This window comes from Dyella sp. C9 (assembly GCF_003332825.1).
Taxonomy (GTDB): Bacteria; Pseudomonadota; Gammaproteobacteria; order Xanthomonadales; family Rhodanobacteraceae; genus Dyella.
The window spans coordinates 177,619-195,132 of record NZ_QIRF01000001.1 but is presented as its reverse complement, the minus strand read 5'-3'; the positions used below and the strand labels follow the sequence as shown (position 1 = coordinate 195,132).

General features: G+C 66.1%; 11 protein-coding genes. 3 read left to right on the top strand and 8 right to left on the bottom strand.

Going from position 1 to position 17,514, the window contains the following annotated elements; translation table 11 throughout:
- Window positions 1-154: 154 nt before the first annotated feature.
- From hflX to DVU99_RS00840, 6 genes are all read right to left on the bottom strand, one after another.
- Window positions 155-1,468, bottom strand: a complete 1,314-nt coding sequence (gene hflX, locus DVU99_RS00865) for a ribosome rescue GTPase HflX (RefSeq protein WP_114238315.1) — start codon at window positions 1,466-1,468, stop codon at window positions 155-157.
- A 156-nt stretch (window positions 1,469-1,624) separates the two neighbouring features.
- Window positions 1,625-1,894 (bottom strand): RNA chaperone Hfq, encoded by a 270-nt coding sequence (gene hfq / locus DVU99_RS00860; protein ID WP_114238314.1) that lies wholly within the window; start codon window positions 1,892-1,894, stop codon window positions 1,625-1,627.
- A gap of 162 nt (window positions 1,895-2,056) precedes the next feature.
- Window positions 2,057-3,010 (bottom strand): tRNA (adenosine(37)-N6)-dimethylallyltransferase MiaA, encoded by a 954-nt coding sequence (gene miaA, locus DVU99_RS00855; RefSeq protein WP_114238313.1) that lies wholly within the window; start codon window positions 3,008-3,010, stop codon window positions 2,057-2,059.
- A 118-nt stretch (window positions 3,011-3,128) separates the two neighbouring features.
- A complete protein-coding gene (locus DVU99_RS00850; protein ID WP_114238312.1) occupies window positions 3,129-3,887 on the bottom strand; it encodes a carbonic anhydrase family protein in 759 nt (252 codons plus the stop codon).
- Between the two features lie 113 nt (window positions 3,888-4,000).
- Window positions 4,001-6,163 (bottom strand): S46 family peptidase, encoded by a 2,163-nt coding sequence (locus DVU99_RS00845; protein ID WP_114238311.1) that lies wholly within the window; start codon window positions 6,161-6,163, stop codon window positions 4,001-4,003.
- Between the two features lie 131 nt (window positions 6,164-6,294).
- The gene (locus tag DVU99_RS00840; protein WP_232823400.1) at window positions 6,295-8,409 is read right to left on the bottom strand and encodes a hypothetical protein; all 2,115 of its coding nucleotides are present in this window, start codon (window positions 8,407-8,409) and stop codon (window positions 6,295-6,297) included.
- Window positions 8,410-8,549: 140 nt separating this feature from the next.
- Here DVU99_RS00840 and tdh point away from each other — a divergent pair, with 140 nt between their 5' ends.
- The 3 genes from tdh (at window position 8,550) to kbl (ending at window position 14,802) form a co-directional block, all read left to right on the top strand.
- On the top strand, window positions 8,550-9,584 hold the full coding sequence (gene tdh / locus DVU99_RS00835; RefSeq protein WP_198670140.1) for an L-threonine 3-dehydrogenase: 1,035 nt from the start codon (window positions 8,550-8,552) through the stop codon (window positions 9,582-9,584).
- A gap of 186 nt (window positions 9,585-9,770) precedes the next feature.
- Window positions 9,771-13,472, top strand: coding sequence for a DUF748 domain-containing protein (locus DVU99_RS00830; RefSeq protein ID WP_114238310.1), 3,702 nt, complete (start codon window positions 9,771-9,773; stop codon window positions 13,470-13,472).
- Window positions 13,473-13,608: 136 nt separating this feature from the next.
- Window positions 13,609-14,802 carry a glycine C-acetyltransferase gene (kbl, locus tag DVU99_RS00825; protein ID WP_114238309.1) on the top strand — a complete coding sequence of 398 codons (1,194 nt, stop codon included), beginning with the start codon at window positions 13,609-13,611 and terminating at the stop codon, window positions 14,800-14,802.
- A 292-nt stretch (window positions 14,803-15,094) separates the two neighbouring features.
- Here the strand turns inward: kbl and DVU99_RS00820 are convergent, their stop codons facing one another.
- Together DVU99_RS00820 and DVU99_RS00815 are read right to left on the bottom strand one after the other, a co-directional pair.
- A complete protein-coding gene (locus DVU99_RS00820) occupies window positions 15,095-15,862 on the bottom strand; it encodes a pseudouridine synthase (RefSeq protein ID WP_114238308.1) in 768 nt (255 codons plus the stop codon).
- 112 nt (window positions 15,863-15,974) lie between these two features.
- Entirely contained in the window at window positions 15,975-17,078 is a 1,104-nt protein-coding gene (locus DVU99_RS00815) for an OmpA family protein (protein WP_114238307.1), read from the bottom strand.
- Window positions 17,079-17,514 lie beyond the last annotated feature (436 nt).

Sequence of the window (17,514 nt, the reverse complement as noted above, 5' to 3'; positions counted from 1 at the left end):
GCACAAACGGCGACCATTCTATCAGAGCCGGACCAGGGATTGCCCCCCTGCCCCGGAATCGGCCCTGCCGGAGCGGCCCCTGCACACAAACGGCTTCGGATCTGCGGCGTGGACTTCGCCTGGGCGCCGGGCCGGTCACGCACAGGGTACGCGGCTACAGGGCTTGCTCTTCCTCGGTGCCGAGCAGGTCCCGCAACAGGGCCGCCTCGACCGCGCTGCCGCCACTGAGGGGCGCGATCACGCTGCGGGGGGCGTCGATGGTCAGGCGCCAGCCATCCTCGTCCACTTCCTCTCCCGCAATGGCCCCGGCTGCCTTCAGCCGTGCGTGCAGGCGACCGGCGGACAACGGCAGGCGCAGCTCCGACTGCACGCGATCGCCCCCCAGCAGTTCACCCAGCGCCTGCCTCAGCAGGTCCAGGCCCCGCCCGGTGGCGGCAGACAGCCAGACGGTGGTGGGGCGGCCTTGGTCATCTCGGTCGATGCGCGGCTCCAGACCGGCCAGGTCGATCTTGTTCATCACGCGCAACTGCGGCAGGTCACCGGCGTCGATCTCGTCGAGCACCTCGTCGACCACGCGCGCCAGCCGCTCGCGCTCCTCGTCTGCCGCGTCGCTGACGTGCAGCAGCAGGTCGGCATCACGGGCCTCGGCGAGGGTGCCGCGGAAGGCCGCCACCAGGTCGTGCGGCAGCTCGCGCACGAAACCCACCGTGTCGGCCAGCACTGCCGGACCGCAGGAAAGGCCGTCGAGCTTGCGCACCGTCGGGTCCAACGTGGCGAACAGCAGGTCGGCGGCAAACACCTCGCCTTCGGTCAGCACGTTGAACAAGGTGGACTTGCCGGCATTGGTGTAGCCGACCAAGGCCACGCGCGGCACCGTGTTGCGCAGGCGCGCGCGGCGCTGCTGCACGCGTTGCGTCTGCACCTTCTCCAGGCGCTTGCTGAGCATCTTCACTCGCTCGGCGAGCAGGCGGCGGTCGGTTTCCAGCTGGGTTTCGCCCGGGCCGCGGTTGCCGATGGCACCGCCGCGCTGGGCGTCCAGGTGGGTCCAGCCGCGCACCAGACGGGTCGCCAGGTGCTTGAGCTGGGCCAGCTCCACTTCCAGCTTGCCTTCGTGGGATCGCGCACGCTGGGCGAAGATGTCCAGGATCAGGCCGGCACGATCCACCACGCGGATGTTGAGCAGCTTCTCGAGGTTGCGCTCCTGCACCGGCGACAGCAGGTGGTCGATCAGCACCAGGTCGGCGCCGAGCGCACGGGCAGCCTCGGCCACTTCGTCGGCCTTGCCGGTACCGATGTAATAGCGGGGATTGGGCACGTCGATTCGGGCGGTGATGGTGCCCAGGATCTCGGCGCCGGCCGAGCGCGTCAGCTCGGCGAACTCTTCGGCACGGCGGGCTGCGTCACCATCGCCCCGCGACTGCGGGAGGACAAGGACGGCTCGCTCGCCTTTCTTTTGACGATCAAACACGTGGTTGGGAAGACCTGTATGGGGACGCCATGCCGCCGGCGGCTAGCCCGGGGGCATGGCTGGAGTGGGAAAGTGTATGCCGGGACCCTGCCCGGCCGCAGCGGGTCGCCGGGCCAGGCAGTCTCACCACTCACATGGGTCGACAGGTCGGCCGAATCAACCTTCGGTGTCGGTGGACCCGATCGAGGCGTCGCCGTGGCCTTCATGGCCATTGCCCACACGGACGTTGCGGCTGGGCACTACGGTGGAGATGGCGTGCTTGTAGACCATCTGGCTGACCTGGTTGCGCAGCAGCACAACGAACTGGTCGAAGGACTCGATGGTGCCCTGCAGCTTGATGCCGTTGACCAGGTAGATTGCCACCGGAACGCGCTCCCGGCGCAGTGCATTCAGAAACGGGTCTTGCAGTGATTGCCCTTTGGACATTTGTTCTTCTCCCCTCGCATACGGACGGGCCGGAGAAAAGACGCACGAGGCGCCCCGGCCCAAGTTTTGAGGAATATTAACCACTTTTAAATCGTTGATGAAAGAGCAAATGCACACGTTGCGCATGTGTGAAGAAGACGTTTAAAAAACGCAGCCTCCCCGTTACGCACGACCCGCCAGAAACAGCCGCAAGGCGTCGTCGGCGCGAGCCTGCAGGCCAGGCTGCTCGGGGTCCAGCACACGGGCGTCCAACTCGCTGCGCAACCATGTGATCTGGCGCTTGGCCAGCTGGCGCGTGGCGAAGACCCCGCGGTCACGGAACGTCGCGGCATCCGTCTGGCCGTCCAGATGCTCCCACGCCTGGCGATAGCCCACCGCACGGATGGCCGGAAGGTCGGCGTACAGGTCGCCACGCTCGCGCAGCGCCCGCACTTCATCCAGCAGGCCATCGGCGATCATCGTGTCGAAGCGCTGGGCGATACGCGCATGCAGGGGCGCACGATCGGCCGGCAGCAGCGCCAGCTTCAGCACACGCCAGGGGAAACGCTGGCCCAGCCCGCCCTGCTGCTGCTGCTCCGACAGCGGACGACCGGTAAGTTCAATCACTTCAAGTGCGCGCTGGATGCGCTGCGCGTCGTTGGGCCCGATGCGCGCCGCGGCGGCGGCATCCAGCGCCCGCAGCCGCTCATGCAAGGCGGGCCAGCCGAGTTGGCTCGCTTCGGCAGTCAGCCGCTCGCGAATCCGCGCATCCGCCTCGGGCAGTTGCGACAGGCCCTGCTGCAAGGCGCGGAAATACAGACCCGTGCCGCCCACCAGCAGCGGCACCCTGCCCTGCGCCGTGATCTCTTGCATCGCAGCCATGGCGTCGCCACGGAAGTCCGCGGCGGAATAAGGTTCGGCGGGATCGCGCAGGTCGATCAATCGATGCGGATAACGCGCCAGCGTGACCGCATCCGGCTTGGCGGTGCCGATATCCATGCCGCGATAGACCAGCGCCGAGTCGACGCTGACCAGGTCGAGCGGGAACACGTCGCTGAGCGCGCAGGCAAGCGCGGTCTTGCCCGATGCGGTCGGGCCCATCAGGAACACGGCAAATGGGCGCTGATCGATCGGCATCCAGACATTCTATCAACATGCGCCGGGTGCTCGTCGGCAGTGTGCGCGCAGCGCGATCTTTCCCGCGCTGCTACTCCGCGGGCTTTTCGCGCACGGAGTGCGCTGCTTCAACACCGCGTTAGGCGTAGAACTCGACCTGGCCGCCTACGAGGTGATACATCGCGCCCACGATCTTGATCTTGCCGTCGCGCTCAAGCCCGGCCAGCACCTCGCTGCGCTGACGGATCGCCGTGATGGTGTGGCGCACATTGGTGGCCGCCACGGCATCGACGAACGCATCGTTCTTGCTGCTGCGATCCCCGCTGAACTGCGTGGCGTCCACCGCCGGCTTGATCTTGTCGAGCAGGCCGGTGAGGTTGCCCAGCTTTGCGTGGTCGATGGCGCCCTTGATCGCACCGCAGGCGGTGTGCCCCATCACCAGCACCAGCTTGGCGCCGGCCAGCGCGCAGGCAAACTCCAGGCTGCCGATCAGGTCGTCGTTGGCGATGTTGCCGGCGACGCGTGCGTTGAACGTGTCACCAATGCCCGCGTCCAGGATGATCTCGGCCGGAGCACGCGAGTCGATGCAGCTGAGGATGGCGGCAGCCGGATACTGCCCCGCTGCGCTGACGCGTTTCTGCGCCAGGTAATCATGCGTATCCAGCTTGCCGTCACGGAAGCGCTGGTTGCCGTCCTTGAGCATGGCAATGACCTGGTCCGGCGTCATCGCATCGCGCTGCTCCCTGGTCAGGGCCGCGGCGATCGACAGACCGGGCAACCCCCACGCCAGGCCACCTACGGCGCCCACCGCCGCCAGCCCCAGGGTGGACTTGAGCAGGGCGCGTCGGCCCTCATCGGCTGCACCGAGGGTGCAGCAGGCATCGGTAGGCTGTTCCATGACACCCCTCTCTGCGCGAACAGGAGCAGCTACTGCACGCCGACCCCGATCAAGCCGGCGTGAAGCAACAGCTTCGCGGAGCGACGCCCCTGCGCGCGCAGCACGCGGACGGCTCAGCGCTCCGCGTGGGCAGGAACGCCCAGCTCCTTCAGCAGCTCGGGCGCCGGATACACCTTGTCCATCAGCCAGCGCATGTAGCGCAGGTCGACGTGGATGGCCCGCTTGTAGCGCGGATCGAACATCCAGCTGGCGCTCACCGCTTCCCAGTTGCTGTCGAAGTTGAGGCCGACCAGCTCACCCTTGGCGTTGAGCACGGGTGAGCCGGAGTTGCCACCGGTGGTGTCCAGGTTGCTCAGGAAGTCCACCGGCATGGCGCCGCTCTTCGGCTCCGCATAGCCTTCGTAGTCACCCTTGGCGATGGCGTCGAGCAGCGGCTTGGGCGCATCGAACGGCACCACGCCCGTGTTCTTTTCCACGATGCCGGCGGTGGTGGTCAACGCCTCGTAAGTCACCGCATCGCGCGGCTGCAGCGGTGTCACCTTGCCGTAGCTCACCCGCAACGTGGAGTTGGCATCCGGGTACACCGCGCGCCCCTGTTTCTCGCGATAGGCGATCAAGGCCTCCATGTAGGCCGGGCGCAGGCGCAACAGGTCGCCCTCGCGGGCCTTGCGCTGGTCTTCCACGCGCAGCAACGCCGGTTGCAGTTGGCCGGCCAGGGCGAGCAAGGCATCGTCCGATTTGGTCACCGCTGCCGGATCGGCCGTCAGCCACTGCAGTCGCTGTGCCTCGTTGCCAAGGCGGGTAGCCGCGTAGACGCGGTCGAGCCGCGCCTTCAATTCGGCGGGCGTACGCCCGAATGCGGCATCAAATTCCGGCAGGCGCTGTGCTTCGGGCAGCTTCTGGTAGCGCGTCAGCAATGCGCTCAGCAACTGCTTCTCCACCGCGGGATCGTAGCGGCGCTGCACCTGGCGCAGCACGCCGGCCGTGAGGTCGTCGTCACGCTGCTGATAGCCCGCCTCACGCTCCGCATCCGGCTTGCCACGCTCATGGGCCAGCCGCTGCAGGGTCAGCGCCGAGCGCATCAGCTGGGTCTGCGACTGCAGCATGCCCAGCAGCAGGTCGCGCTCACGCGTGGCATTGCCGGCGGCAATCAGCTGGAACACTTCGTTGATCCTGGGGCGCAGGCTGGACGCGGAAGGCTGTTCCGCCAGCCATGCCAGCATGGCCTCTTCATCCTTGCGACGAAGGGTGGCCGCATCGCTGCGCTTGAGCCCATCGAGTTCGCCGATGAAACGCTTGATGCCGTTCTTCAGCGATTGCAGCTGGGAGGCATAGCGAATCGCCGCCTGGCGATCTTCGCGCCCGGTTTCCTCGATCACTTCCTGCAGCTGCTGCATCACCTGCACATGGGTGGGCAGGCGCCATTCCACCTGATCGGCAAACTCGGCCGCGGTGCGATGGCGATAGGTAATGCCCGGATAGCCGGCCAGCATCACGAAGTCGCCGTCATGCACGCCCTGGCGCGCCACCTGCAGGTGCGCCGGCGGGTGGTAAGGCACGTTGTCCTTGGCGTAGTCCGCCGGCTTGCCGTCGCGCCCCACATAGGCGCGCAGCACGGTGAAGTCGCCCGCGTGGCGTGGCCACACGAAGTTATCCACTTCATCGCCGTAATTGCCGATGGCACGCGGCGGCGCGTACACCAGTCGCACGTCGCGCAGCTCCAGCTGCTTCACCAGGTAAAAGTCGCGGCCGTAGAACATGTTGACCACGCTGCAGCGAACTCCCGGTTCACGCTCGCATTCGGCGACCAGCGCCTTGCTCGTGGCATCCACGGCATCGAAATAGGCCCGCCCGGTCTTGCCGCGGGCTGCGCCCAGCACCTGCTCGGTGACCTTGTCGAAACCCGTGGTGACGCGCAGGCGGAAGTCCGGGTTCGCCGGCAACTCCTCCGCACGCTGGTGCGAGACGAACCCATCCTGGATGAGGTCGCGCTGCGCGTTGCTGTTGTACTGAATGACACCGAAGGCGACGTGGTGGTTGGTGAGCACCAGGCCATCATTGCTGACGAAGGCACCGGTGGCACCGCCCACCTTCACCACCGCATTGAGCGGCGCCTTGGTGAGGTCGGCCAGGTCGGCCGGATTACCCTGAAATCCTGCCGCATGCAGTTGCTTGCCGATCGACGGCAGTTGCGAGGGCATCCACATACCCTCGTCGGCCTGGGCGGCCGGGGCCAACATCATGGCCATCGCCAATCCCATCGTGGTGAAACGCATTCGTCTTCCCCTGCGCAATCGCAATAACTTGCGACATTAGAACGAAGGGGGCCTGTGCGGCAACGTTGCACTGCACGGCGGCCTTGCAGCAACCCATGCCCGCCGCCGTTGGCGGCGGGCATGGGCGTCGCTCAGCGGCAAGTGACCGGCGGCGGCAGGGCCAGGAACACGGTGCTCCACAGCTGGGCGGCGTTGGACTCGTCCTCGTCGGCGCCACCCGCACCGAACGGCGCGATGTGGTAGTGGCCATCGCGATACGACCAGGACCACAGCTCCGAGGTGCGCACCGCATTGGCCGCGCAGATACCCTGCCACAACTGGGCCTGCGCGGCCTCCAGGTGGGTTCGGGTCACCGCCGGGAGGTCACCCCGATCCAACTGGCGCTTGAGTCCTGCCGCCATCACCGCTTGCTGCCAGGCCCAGATCACCGTGCCGTGATAGGCGCTGTTGCCGAAACGTGCCCACACGTCGTGGCTGGCGTAGACCGGGTTGGCGACCACCATGCCGACCTCGGTGCGCAAGCCAGCCGGAAACGGCCGCATCAGGTTGCCGACGTCACGTTCCAGCACGGCCGGATCCGGCCGGCCAAACAACAGCCGGAAACCCTCGTCCGAATTCAACACCGGCACCGGATGGCCTTGCGCATCCAGCGCGATGGCCAGGAACTCCAGCGGCATGCCCTTTAACGACGCCATTGCCGGCGTGTCGGACACGCCGATCTCCCGGGCATAGTCGCTGACCTGCCGTGCCGCCTGTGCTCCGGACAGATGCACGGTGAACAGCGCGGTCGCATGGCGCTCCCAGTCACCGGCACCCGCGGCGGCGGCACGCAGGCGCTCGCGCTGCGCCGGCGTGGTGTACTGATCGAGCAGGCCGGCGTCGAGAAACTGGCCAATGGCACGCAAGGCCGCCGGCATCCACACTGCATTGACGTCGTAGGCATAACGGCCGCGGCCGATACCCTCGTTGCTGTCGCGCCACTGCCCCACCTTGCTGCCGGGCTTGAGCGCGACCAGGTTGCTGTACACCGGCTTGCGCGCGAACGCCTCGCTGCTGGCCGCGACGAACATCAGGTTGCGCACCAGCGCGTCACCCTGCCGCTGCCCGTTCTCACCACTACCGAGGAAGGCCTGTGCGCCCTGGCGGCCGCGCGGGTCCTCCAGCAGCCACGCGGCTGCCACCGCAGGCAGCATGTAGTCGTCGTCCACCATCACGTAGTCGTAGACGGGGTCAGCCGATGCCTTGCCCTGCTCCTTCAGGTGCTGCAGCACGGCGAATTCGCCGATGCTCTCTTCATGCGCCACCTGTCCATCCGGCGAGAGTCGCGCCAGCACCGAAGCAATCCCTGCATCGACCGCGGCCGGCTGCAGCACCGGCATCAACAGGCGCAGGGACATCAGCGTATCGCGCCCAAAATACGTGTCGAAACGCCAGGACCCGGCAAGGAATTTTTCGCGGTAACTGAGGAACTGCAGGGCCTGGCGGCTGCGCGGATCATCCTGTGCGTCGCTGTTGAGCAGGTCGGCGAAAGGCGTCAGCGGCGTCTCGCCGGTGCTCGCCTCGATGTGCACGCGCAGCGCCTCGCCGACGCGGTCCGGCCGCAGCACGATGCGCCCGTCCTCGCGCTGGAAGCGGCCGTTGTCCACGGTCAGGGCGATCGCATAGCCCGGGGCCCCATCGACGCGCTGGCGCTGCCAGCGGACGGAGCGCTCCGCCAACTGCGGCTGGGCGACGATCTGCGGCGTGGCCGCAACCTGGGCCGCATAGCCCTGACCCAGCTGATAGTCGCGCAGCACGCGCACGCTGCCCAGCACGGCGTCCTTCAACACCAGTTGGTCGGCCATCACGGTGGCATCCGCCGCGATGCCGTTCCAGGCGTGGCCATCCACGGTCTGCCGCAGCGGCTGCACCTGCCCCAGCGTCCATTGCACCGGCGCCGAGACAGGCTCGAACCAGACGCCTGCGCCGCTGTTCCCGGCCGGGAATGCCACCAGTACCCGCGGCTTCTCGCCCGAGTTGAGCAGCAGATGAGCCGCGACGTCGCGATCCTGCAGAAAGGCGTTTTCGATGTTTCCCTCGGTGATCCGAAACTGCAGGGCGGTCGAAGCCCCCTGCGCAGAGGCCAGGGCCTGGGCGGGCGAAGCCAGCGGCAGCGCCGCCAAGGCCAGCAACAAGGCCGATCGGAGCCGCGCTCCCCGGAAGCCACGCCGGCGGACCATCGCCAGCCCCATCGTCTTCAACCGCATTCGCCTACCCCGTCGATTGCCACACAAACTTGCGACACTAGAACGAGGCGGCCGGAACGGCAACGCTGCACTGCACGAAGGCGGCGCCCCGCTGGGCCTTCTATAATGTCGTTTTACCTGTCGTTCCCCACGGAAATCCCATGCCGCAGATGATGAAAGCCCTGGTCAAGCGCAAGCCCGAGCAGGGCATCTGGATGGAAGAAGTGCCCGTCCCCGAGGTCGGCCCCAACGAGGTGCTGATCAAGATGGAGAAAACCGCGATCTGCGGTACCGACCTGCACATCTACAAGTGGGACGACTGGTCCCAGCGCAGCATCAAGCCCGGCCTGACCATCGGCCACGAATTCGTCGGCCGCATCGTGGAGATCGGCCCGGGCGTCACCGGCTACAAGATCGGCGACCGCGTCTCCGCTGAGGGCCACATCGTGTGCGGCCACTGCCGCAACTGCCGTGCCGGCCGCCAGCACCTGTGCCCGAACACGGTGGGCATCGGCGTGAACCGCAACGGCGCGTTTGCCGAATACATGACCATGCCGGCCTCGAACCTGTGGCCGATCCCGGACCAGATCCCGTCTGAGCTGGCCGCGTTCTTCGACCCCTACGGCAACGCGGCGCACTGCGCGCTGGAGTTCGACCTGATCGGCGAGGACGTGCTGATCACCGGCGCAGGCCCCATCGGCATCATCGCCGCCGGCATCGCCAAGCACGTGGGCGCACGCAACGTGGTGGTCACCGACATCAACGACTACCGCCTGAAGCTGGCGGCGGACATGGGCGCCACCCGCGTGGTGAACGTGGCCAACCAGTCGCTGAAGGACGTGATGAAGGACCTGCACATGGAGGGCTTCGACGTGGGCCTGGAAATGAGCGGCAACCCGCGCGCCTTCAACGACATGCTTGACTGCATGTACCACGGCGGCAAGATCGCCCTGCTCGGCATCCTGCCCAAGGGCGCCGGCATCGACTGGGACAAGGTGATCTTCAAGGGCCTCACCCTGCAGGGCATCTACGGCCGTCGCATGTACGAGACCTGGTACAAGATGACCCAGATGGTGCTGACCGGCTTCCCGCTGCAGAAGGTGCTCACGCACCAGATCCACATCGACGATTTCCAGAAGGGCTTCGACCTGATGGATGCCGGCAAGTGCGGCAAGGTCGTCTGCTCCTGGGGCTGAGCTTCCACGAAACCATCACATAATCGACGCTTCCGCCGCGAAAAACGGCGGAAGCGTCGTGCCTCGATCACGGTCGCCCTAGTACACTCGGTGCAGGGCGCGCCGACAGAATCGCCGGGATTGTGAAGTGGCAGGGCCTCTTGGCCTTGCACGGTCGGCTCGCGATGGCATTGGAGCATCGTCGGCATGGCTGATCTCTTCAGCAACCCCCATATGGCCGCGGGACGCGACCGCGCCCTCGCCGTGTACCGGTCGCACCGGGTCCGCAAGACGCTGCTGATCCTGGCCATCGTGCTGGTGATCTTCGGCCTGCTCGGCTTCCTGGCCGGGCCACCCATCATCCGCAGCCAGATCGAAAAGCGCGCCAGCGCCGCCCTGTCGCGTCAGGTCACGCTCGGCGCGGTCCACCTGAATCCCTACACGCTGCGGCTGGAACTCGACCAGTTGCACATCGCCGACAGCGACGGCAAGTCGCCCTTCGTCGACATCGACCAGGTGGTGATCAACACCTCGTGGACCTCGGTGTTCCGCCTGGCGCCCGTGCTGGACGAACTGAGCCTGCAGCATCCGCGCATCCACATCGTGCGCACCGGCGAGCAGCGCTTCAACTTCAGCGATATCGTCGATCGCTACACCTCGCAGCCGTCCGATCCAAACGCACCGCCGACGCGCTTTGCGCTGTCCAACATTAGCGTGCACAACGGCGACATCCAGTTCGACGACCAGACGCTGAAGACCAGCCATCATGTCGACCAGCTGGAGCTTGGCATCCCGTTCCTCGCCAACCTGCCCAGCGACACCGATGTATTCGTGCAGCCGCTGCTGGCATTGCGCGTGGACGGCAGTCCGCTGCGCGTGGAGGGCCACACCAAGCCGTTCGCCGATACGCGCGAATCCACCATCAACTTCACCCTCGACCACCTCGATCTGGCGCGCTACATGGGCCACGCGCCCACCACGCTGCCGGTGGCCGTCCCCAAGGGCGTGCTCAGCGGCTCGGTGGACCTGCATTTCGTACAGGCCAAGCCCACCCCGCAGCTCCAGCTCACCGGCAACCTGCAGCTGGACGACTTCGTGCTCGACAGCAGCCACGAACAGGCCCTCGTCTCGCTGGCGCGCGCCAATGCCCAGCTGGTGGACGTGCAGCCGCTGGTCTCGCGCTATCACCTGGGCACGGTGAAGCTGGAACAGGCCCAGCTCTATTACGCGCTGGACGCCCAGGGCCACAGCAACTTTGACACGCTGACCGCCTCGTCCTCCACCCCGCCGGCCGATGCCAGCAAGAAGTCCGAGCCGATGGACCTGCGCATCGATACGGTGCTGCTCGACGGCAGCGCGGTGCATTACACCAACCCCACCCAGGACAAGCTCGACCTGGCCAGCCTGCACGGCAGCGTGCACGGCCTGAGCATGCTGGCCGCCCCGCCAGCGCAGCTGGATCTGGCCGGTCAGCTGTTCGGCGGCGAACTGTCCGCCAAGGGCACGCTGGACATGGCCGCCACCAAAATGGCCGTGAACTTCGGCCTGAAGCAGGTGGAACTGAAGCCGCTGCAGGCCATCGCCTATCAGGGCCTGGCTGCCCGCGTCACCCAGGGCAAGCTCGACGCCAACGGCCAGTTGCAGCTGGACTGGGGCAAGGCATTCAACGTGCACCTGGCTGACGCGCACGAAACCGTCACCGACTTCGCACTGGAACCCCAGGCCAAGGGCCATACCGCACCAGTGGCCTGGAAAAAGGTCGAGTTCGACATCAAGCAGATCGACCTCGCCAGCCGGCAGGCCGAAGTGGGCAGCGTGGTGGCCAGCGGCCTCGCGCTGGACGTGCTGCGCGATCCGCGCAAGCGCATCACCCTGCTCGAACTGTTTGCCGCCAAGCAGCCCACCGGCAAGGCAGCCGCGAGCGACAGCGGCCCACCATGGCATTGGAGCGTGGCACACATCGGCTTTGACGATACCGATGTGACCTTCACCGACCAGGCGTCCGGCGACAAGCCGGTGAAGATCCAGCTCAAGTCGCTCAAGGGCGGCATGGACGACCTGAGCGACAAGCTCAACGAGCCGCGCGCCTTCAGCCTGGAAGGCAGCGCCGGCAAGGGCAGCTTCTCCGCCAGCGGCAAGGTGCAGCCGGTGCCGGCCGTGGCCGACGTGCAGCTCAGCACCAAGCAGCTGGACATCGCACCGTTCGAGTCGTACATCAGCGTGCCGTTGAACGTCACCATCTCCAGCGCCCGCATCACCAGCAATGGCAAGCTGCATTTCGACGGACGCAGCAACACGCCCAAGCTCAACTATCGCGGCAATGTGGCGCTCGAGCAGGTGCGTGTGCAGGACAAGCTGACCGGCGACGATTTCCTGCGCTGGCGCACGCTGAGTGGCTCCGGCGTCAATGTCGATTACGGTCCCGGCACGCCCCGCGTGCGCATCGGCAACCTCACCCTGACCTCGTTCTATGCCCGCGTGATCGTCAACGCCGACGGCAAGATCAACCTGTCCGACGTGGTGGCCACGCCCGAGGAAGCGCCCGTCTCGGTGACGCGCGCCGAAACGCCCGGCACCCCGGACGCGACGCCGACGCCGACGCCGACGCCGACGCCGACGCCAGCGAAGCAGACCTCCGGAACCACCACCACCGCCACCGTAACCGCCGCCACGGCAGCGGCACCTGCAGCACCAGCCGCCGATATCCACCTGGGTGGCATCACCCTGGTCAACGGCCAGCTCAACTACACCGACAACTTCATCAAGCCGAACTACACCGCCAACCTCACCAAGGTCACCGGCAAGATCGGCGCGTTCGGCACCACGCCCGGCGACCCGCCGGCCGACGTGTCGGTGCAGGCCGCGCTGGACGACAGCTCGCCGGTGGACATCGACGGCAGCATCAACCCGCTGCAGCCCGTGGCCTTCCTCGACATCAAGGGCAAGGCGGACGAAGTGGAGCTGACCCGCCTCACCGCGTACTCGACCAAGTACACCGGCTATCCGATCACCGCCGGCAAGCTCACCGTCGATGTCCACTACATGCTGGACAACCGCAAGCTCAATGCCGACAACCACATCTTCATCACCCAGCTCACCTTCGGCGACCGCGACGAGAGTCCCGGTATCAAGCACCTGCCGGTGAAGCTGGCGGTGGCGCTGCTCAAGGACACCCAGGGCAACATCGACGTGAACGTGCCGGTATCCGGCTCACTGGACGATCCGCAGTTCAGCATGGGCGGCTTGATCTGGCGCGCCATCGGCAACCTGATCGCCAAGGCCGCCACCGCACCGTTCCGCCTGCTGGGCGCGGCGTTCGGCGGCGGCAACCACGAGGACCTGGGTTACGTGGAATTCGACCCGGGCTCGGACGTGCTCAACGCGCAGGCGCAGGAGCGCCTCGGCAAGATCATGGCGATGCTCAACCAGAAGACCTCGCTGGACCTGGACATCATCGGCCGCGTCGACCCCAGCAAGGATCAGGATGGCCTGCGCAAGTTCACCGTGGACACCATGGTCCGCAAGCAGAAGGTGCTGGACCAGTCCGGCAAGAACGCCGACACCTCCGATGCCGCCCTCGCCGCGGTGAACGTGACCCCGGACGAATACGAGAAATACCTCAAGCGCGCCTACAAGGACGACGACTTCAAGGGCAAGCCCAAGAACATCATCGGCCTGAAGAAGTCGCTGGAGCCCGACGAGATGCGCAGCCTGATGGAGACCAACGTGCCGGTCGACGACAGCGCCATGCGCGACCTGGCCCAGCGCCGCGCCCAGGCAGTGCAGGCCTGGTTCAAGGGCAAGCTGGACGACAAGCGCTATGCGGTGAAGGACCCCAAGCTCAATGCCGAAGGCATCGACGACAAGGGCAAGACCACCCGCGTGGAGTTCGGCCTGCACCAGGGTTGAGGCAGGCCACGCCGCCTCACCTGCAGGAGCCGCGGCCGGGGCAGCTCAGGCCCGCAAGATCCAATTCCAGCCCCCTTCCTTCACAGCCCGCCCCCAAGGGCTCAAAATAGCCTTTTGACCCAGCTGGAATTTCCCCATGAGCTACCCCGGCCAGTCGCGCTTCGCCAGCGAACTCGAATCGATCCGTGAGCAGGGCCTGTTCAAGGCCGAGCGCATCATCACCTCGCCGCAGTCGGCCAAGATTCGCCTGGACAGCGGCAAGGAAGTGCTCAACTTCTGCGCCAACAACTACCTGGGCCTGGCCGATCACCCCGCAGTGATCCAGGCTGCCAAGGATGCGCTGGACACCCACGGTTTCGGCATGGCCTCGGTGCGCTTCATCTGTGGCACCCAGGACCTGCATAAGGAACTGGAGAAGAAGATCGCCGACTTCTTCGGCACCGAGGACACCATCCTCTACGCCGCCTGCTTCGACGCCAACGGCGGCCTGTTCGAGCCGCTGCTGGGCGAGGAGGACGCGATCATCTCCGACGCGCTCAACCACGCCTCGATCATCGACGGCATCCGCCTGTGCAAGGCCAAGCGCTTCCGTTACGCCAACTGCGACATGGCCGACCTGGAGAAGCAGCTGCAGGCCGCCGATGCCGCGGGCGCGCGCACCAAGCTGATCACCACCGACGGCGCGTTCTCGATGGACGGCTTCATCGCGCCGCTGGACCAGATCACCGCGCTGGCCGAGAAGTACAACGCGCTGGTGCACATCGACGAATGCCATTGCACCGGCTTCCTGGGTGACACCGGCCGCGGCTCGGCCGAGGTCAACGGCGTGCTCGACAAGATCGACATCATCACCGGCACGCTGGGCAAGGCCCTCGGTGGCGCGCTGGGCGGCTTCACCACCGGCCACCGCGAAGTGATCGAGATGCTACGCCAGCGCTCGCGCCCCTACCTGTTCTCCAACTCGCTGCCACCGCACGTGGTGGCTGCCGGCATCAAGGTGTTCGACATGCTGTCGGCCGCCGGTGACCTGCGCGAACAGGTCAAGGCCAACACGGCCTACTTCCGCGAACAGATGACCAAGGCCGGCTTCGACATCAAGCCGGGCGTGCACCCGATCGTGCCGGTGATGATCTACGACGCCAAGAAGGCGCAGGCCATGGCGACCGAGCTGCTCGACGAGGGCATCTACGTCACCGGCTTCTTCTATCCGGTGGTGCCGCAGGGCCAGGCACGCATCCGCACGCAGATGAGCGCGGCACATACGCGCGAGCACCTGGACCAGGCGATTGCCGCGTTCACCAAGGTTGGCAAGAAGCTCGGCGTGATCTAACCCGTCCGCCAGCTCTCTTTTGTTGGAGCGCACCCTGTGCGCGGAAGCACGTGCAGCGATGACGTGGCAATGCCGCTCGCGCACAGCGTGCGCTCCTACAGCTCAAATCCCGCCACGGTCCCTTGGCCAACTCGCCTGATCGCCACGCGAATCATCAGCGTGCCCTGAGCACCACCCGTTGTCTTGTAGGAGCGCATCCTGTGCGCGAATGGACGTGCCGCGACGACACCGCAATGCCGGTCGCGCACAGGGTGCGCTCCTACACAGGTCAAATCCCGCTGCGCGACAGGCCTCACGGTGCATGCACCCGTGCAAGCGCTTGTACTTCCTCTGCGCTCAAATGCCGCCACTGCCCCTTGGCCAGGTCGCCGAGCGCCAACGGTCCGATAGCCACGCGGATCAAACGCAGCACGTCGATGCCATGCGCCTCCAGCAGGCGGCGGATGTGGCGGTTGCGTCCCTCGTCCAGCACGATTTCCAGCCAGGCGTTCTTCTCGCCCTGGCGCAGCAGCGTGGCGCGGAGCGCGGCAAGACGCTCACCCTGCTCCACCACGCCGTCGAGCAGCGCATCGAGCAACGCCTGATCGGGAATCGCATTGATCTGCACGTGGTAGGTCTTGTCCACGTGATGCCTGGGTTCGGTAAGCCGCGAGGCCCACACGCTGTCGTTGCTCAACAGCAACAGGCCCTCGCTGGCCTTGTCGAGCCGCCCGACCGGGCCCAGCCAGGGCAGGCCGGCATCCCTGAGCAGGTCATACACGGTGTCGCGCCCGCGCTCGTCCGCTGCGCTCACCACGATGCCGCGTGGCTTGTTGATCGCGATATAGACGCGCCTGGATTCTGAAACCGGCGCGTTGTCCAGCAGGATGCGCTGGCGCTGCGCATCGGCGGGCCGCTCGGGATCGAGCACCACCTTGCCATCCACGCTCACCCTGCCCTCACGTATCGCCTTCTCTGCCTGGCTGCGCGAACACACCCCAAGCTTGCTCAGCACGCGGGCCAGCCCGTGGCGTGGGGCCTGTGGTGCTGCGTGGCGCAGTGGCGGGCGGGATGGAGGCATGGCAGGAGGCAGTGGCACGCGAGGCAACACATGGTAGGCGACAAGGCGCCTGCCGCACAAAAGAAAAGCCCGGCTTGCGCCGGGCTTTTCGGTACTGCTCGGACGAATCCGATTACTGCTGGACCTGCAGCTCGGTGCGACGGTTGCGGGCGCGGCCGGCATCCGTGTCGTTGCTGTCGATCGGGTCGTTCTTGCCATGACCGATGGGGCCGATCAGGCGGTCGGCAGCGATGCCATGAGCGGTCAGGTAGTCGAACACGATCTTCGCGCGACGCTCCGACAGATCCTGGTTGTACGCGTCCTTACCCACCGAGTCGGTGTAGCCGGCGACGGTGACCTTGACCTGCGGGTAACGCTGCAGGGTGTCGACAGCCTGGTCGAGGATGGCAACGGAGTCAGCGGTCGGCTCAGCCAGCGCCTTCTTGATGTCGGTCTCACCCTTCTTCGGGCGATCGAACTTGAAGTTCACGCCGCGCAGGTCGATCACGACCTTCTGCGGGCAGCCGTCCGGACCGACGATCGTGCCTTCCGGCAGATCCGGGCACTTGTTGTCACACAGGTTCACGCCGTTGCGGAACTGCTTGGAGCAGTCCGGAGCAACCGGGGCCGGAGCCGGGGCCGGAGCCGGAGCAGCGGCCGGTTCGCCGAAGCGCGACACGATGCTGAAGCCCAGGAACCAGTCGCCGTAGCCGTTCTGGCTCGGCTGGGTCTTGTCGTCCCAGTCGTAGCGGTAGCCGGCTTCCACGCGGACGTCGGTGCTGTCGGTGACGGTCTTGGACAGACCGACGCCCAGCTCAGCAGCCGGAGCCCAGCCGCGATCGCTTGCGTTCTGGTGGTAGCTGCCCATCACGCCCACGAGGGCGTACGGACGCCAAGCGTTCCAGTCGCCGTAGTAGAAGCGAGCGGCAACGCCGTAGTTGTTGTTCGCCCAGGTACCGCCGCCGAGCGAGTTGTCGACGTCACGCTTGGTGCGGTCGAAGAACAGGTCGATCGAGGTGTACGAGTTAATGAACTTGCCGAAGCCGAGGCCGTAGTAGAACTGACGGCTGTTGGTGTTGCGATCGGTGTCGTTGTAGTAGCCGCCCACGGTCGGAGCGATGTACCAACGGCCGTCGAAGCTCGGCGTGGTCGCACCGGCAGTGGTGTCTTGCGCGTGTGCCGCACCTACACCGCCCAGGGCCAGGGCAATCAGGAAGTACAAGCCCTTACGATTCATCAGGTGTCTCCTCATTTATTGGTATTCGCGTCCGTTCCACCCCAGACGGAAAACGCGCGTCAAAACTGACTTCTACTTGCAGGGACGAAAGGCGCCCCTCGCTTTGCGTCCCGATCGAAAAGTGTCACAAGATCCAAAGCGCGGCGAAGTGTAGCAAAACCGTTAAGGCCATCGCACGCCATGAGAGACGGTACTAGTGAGGCGTGGTTCAGCCAGACAATGCATGTCTTGTTCGCGAACACCATCGATGCGACATCATGTCGCGCCTTATGCATCGCAGTACTTCTTGTGTTGCATACACATATCTGCGCACGCGCGCGACTGATGTAGCTGGCCTGCCGATAAGCCGTCGTGTTGTCGCACGCCTGCATCGCTACGCGTGCAACCTCTCAACACGCGCAGCCAAACTCCTTCAACGTGGCGCAGCCCATTCGTA

What these genes read in the sequence shown, in the direction of transcription:
- hfq (WP_114238314.1), bottom strand. Translation starts at nt 1,894, where the DNA reads ATGTCCAAAGGGCAATCACTGCAAGACCCGTTTCTGAATGCACTGCGC.
- miaA (WP_114238313.1), bottom strand. Translation starts at nt 3,010, where the DNA reads ATGCCGATCGATCAGCGCCCATTTGCCGTGTTCCTGATGGGCCCGACC.
- DVU99_RS00850 (WP_114238312.1), bottom strand. Translation starts at nt 3,887, where the DNA reads ATGGAACAGCCTACCGATGCCTGCTGCACCCTCGGTGCAGCCGATGAG.
- DVU99_RS00845 (WP_114238311.1), bottom strand. Translation starts at nt 6,163, where the DNA reads ATGCGTTTCACCACGATGGGATTGGCGATGGCCATGATGTTGGCCCCG.
- DVU99_RS00840 (WP_232823400.1), bottom strand. Translation starts at nt 8,409, where the DNA reads ATGCGGTTGAAGACGATGGGGCTGGCGATGGTCCGCCGGCGTGGCTTC.
- tdh (WP_198670140.1), top strand. Translation starts at nt 8,550, where the DNA reads ATGCCGCAGATGATGAAAGCCCTGGTCAAGCGCAAGCCCGAGCAGGGC.
- DVU99_RS00830 (WP_114238310.1), top strand. Translation starts at nt 9,771, where the DNA reads ATGGCTGATCTCTTCAGCAACCCCCATATGGCCGCGGGACGCGACCGC.
- kbl (WP_114238309.1), top strand. Translation starts at nt 13,609, where the DNA reads ATGAGCTACCCCGGCCAGTCGCGCTTCGCCAGCGAACTCGAATCGATC.
- DVU99_RS00820 (WP_114238308.1), bottom strand. Translation starts at nt 15,862, where the DNA reads ATGCCTCCATCCCGCCCGCCACTGCGCCACGCAGCACCACAGGCCCCA.
- DVU99_RS00815 (WP_114238307.1), bottom strand. Translation starts at nt 17,078, where the DNA reads ATGAATCGTAAGGGCTTGTACTTCCTGATTGCCCTGGCCCTGGGCGGT.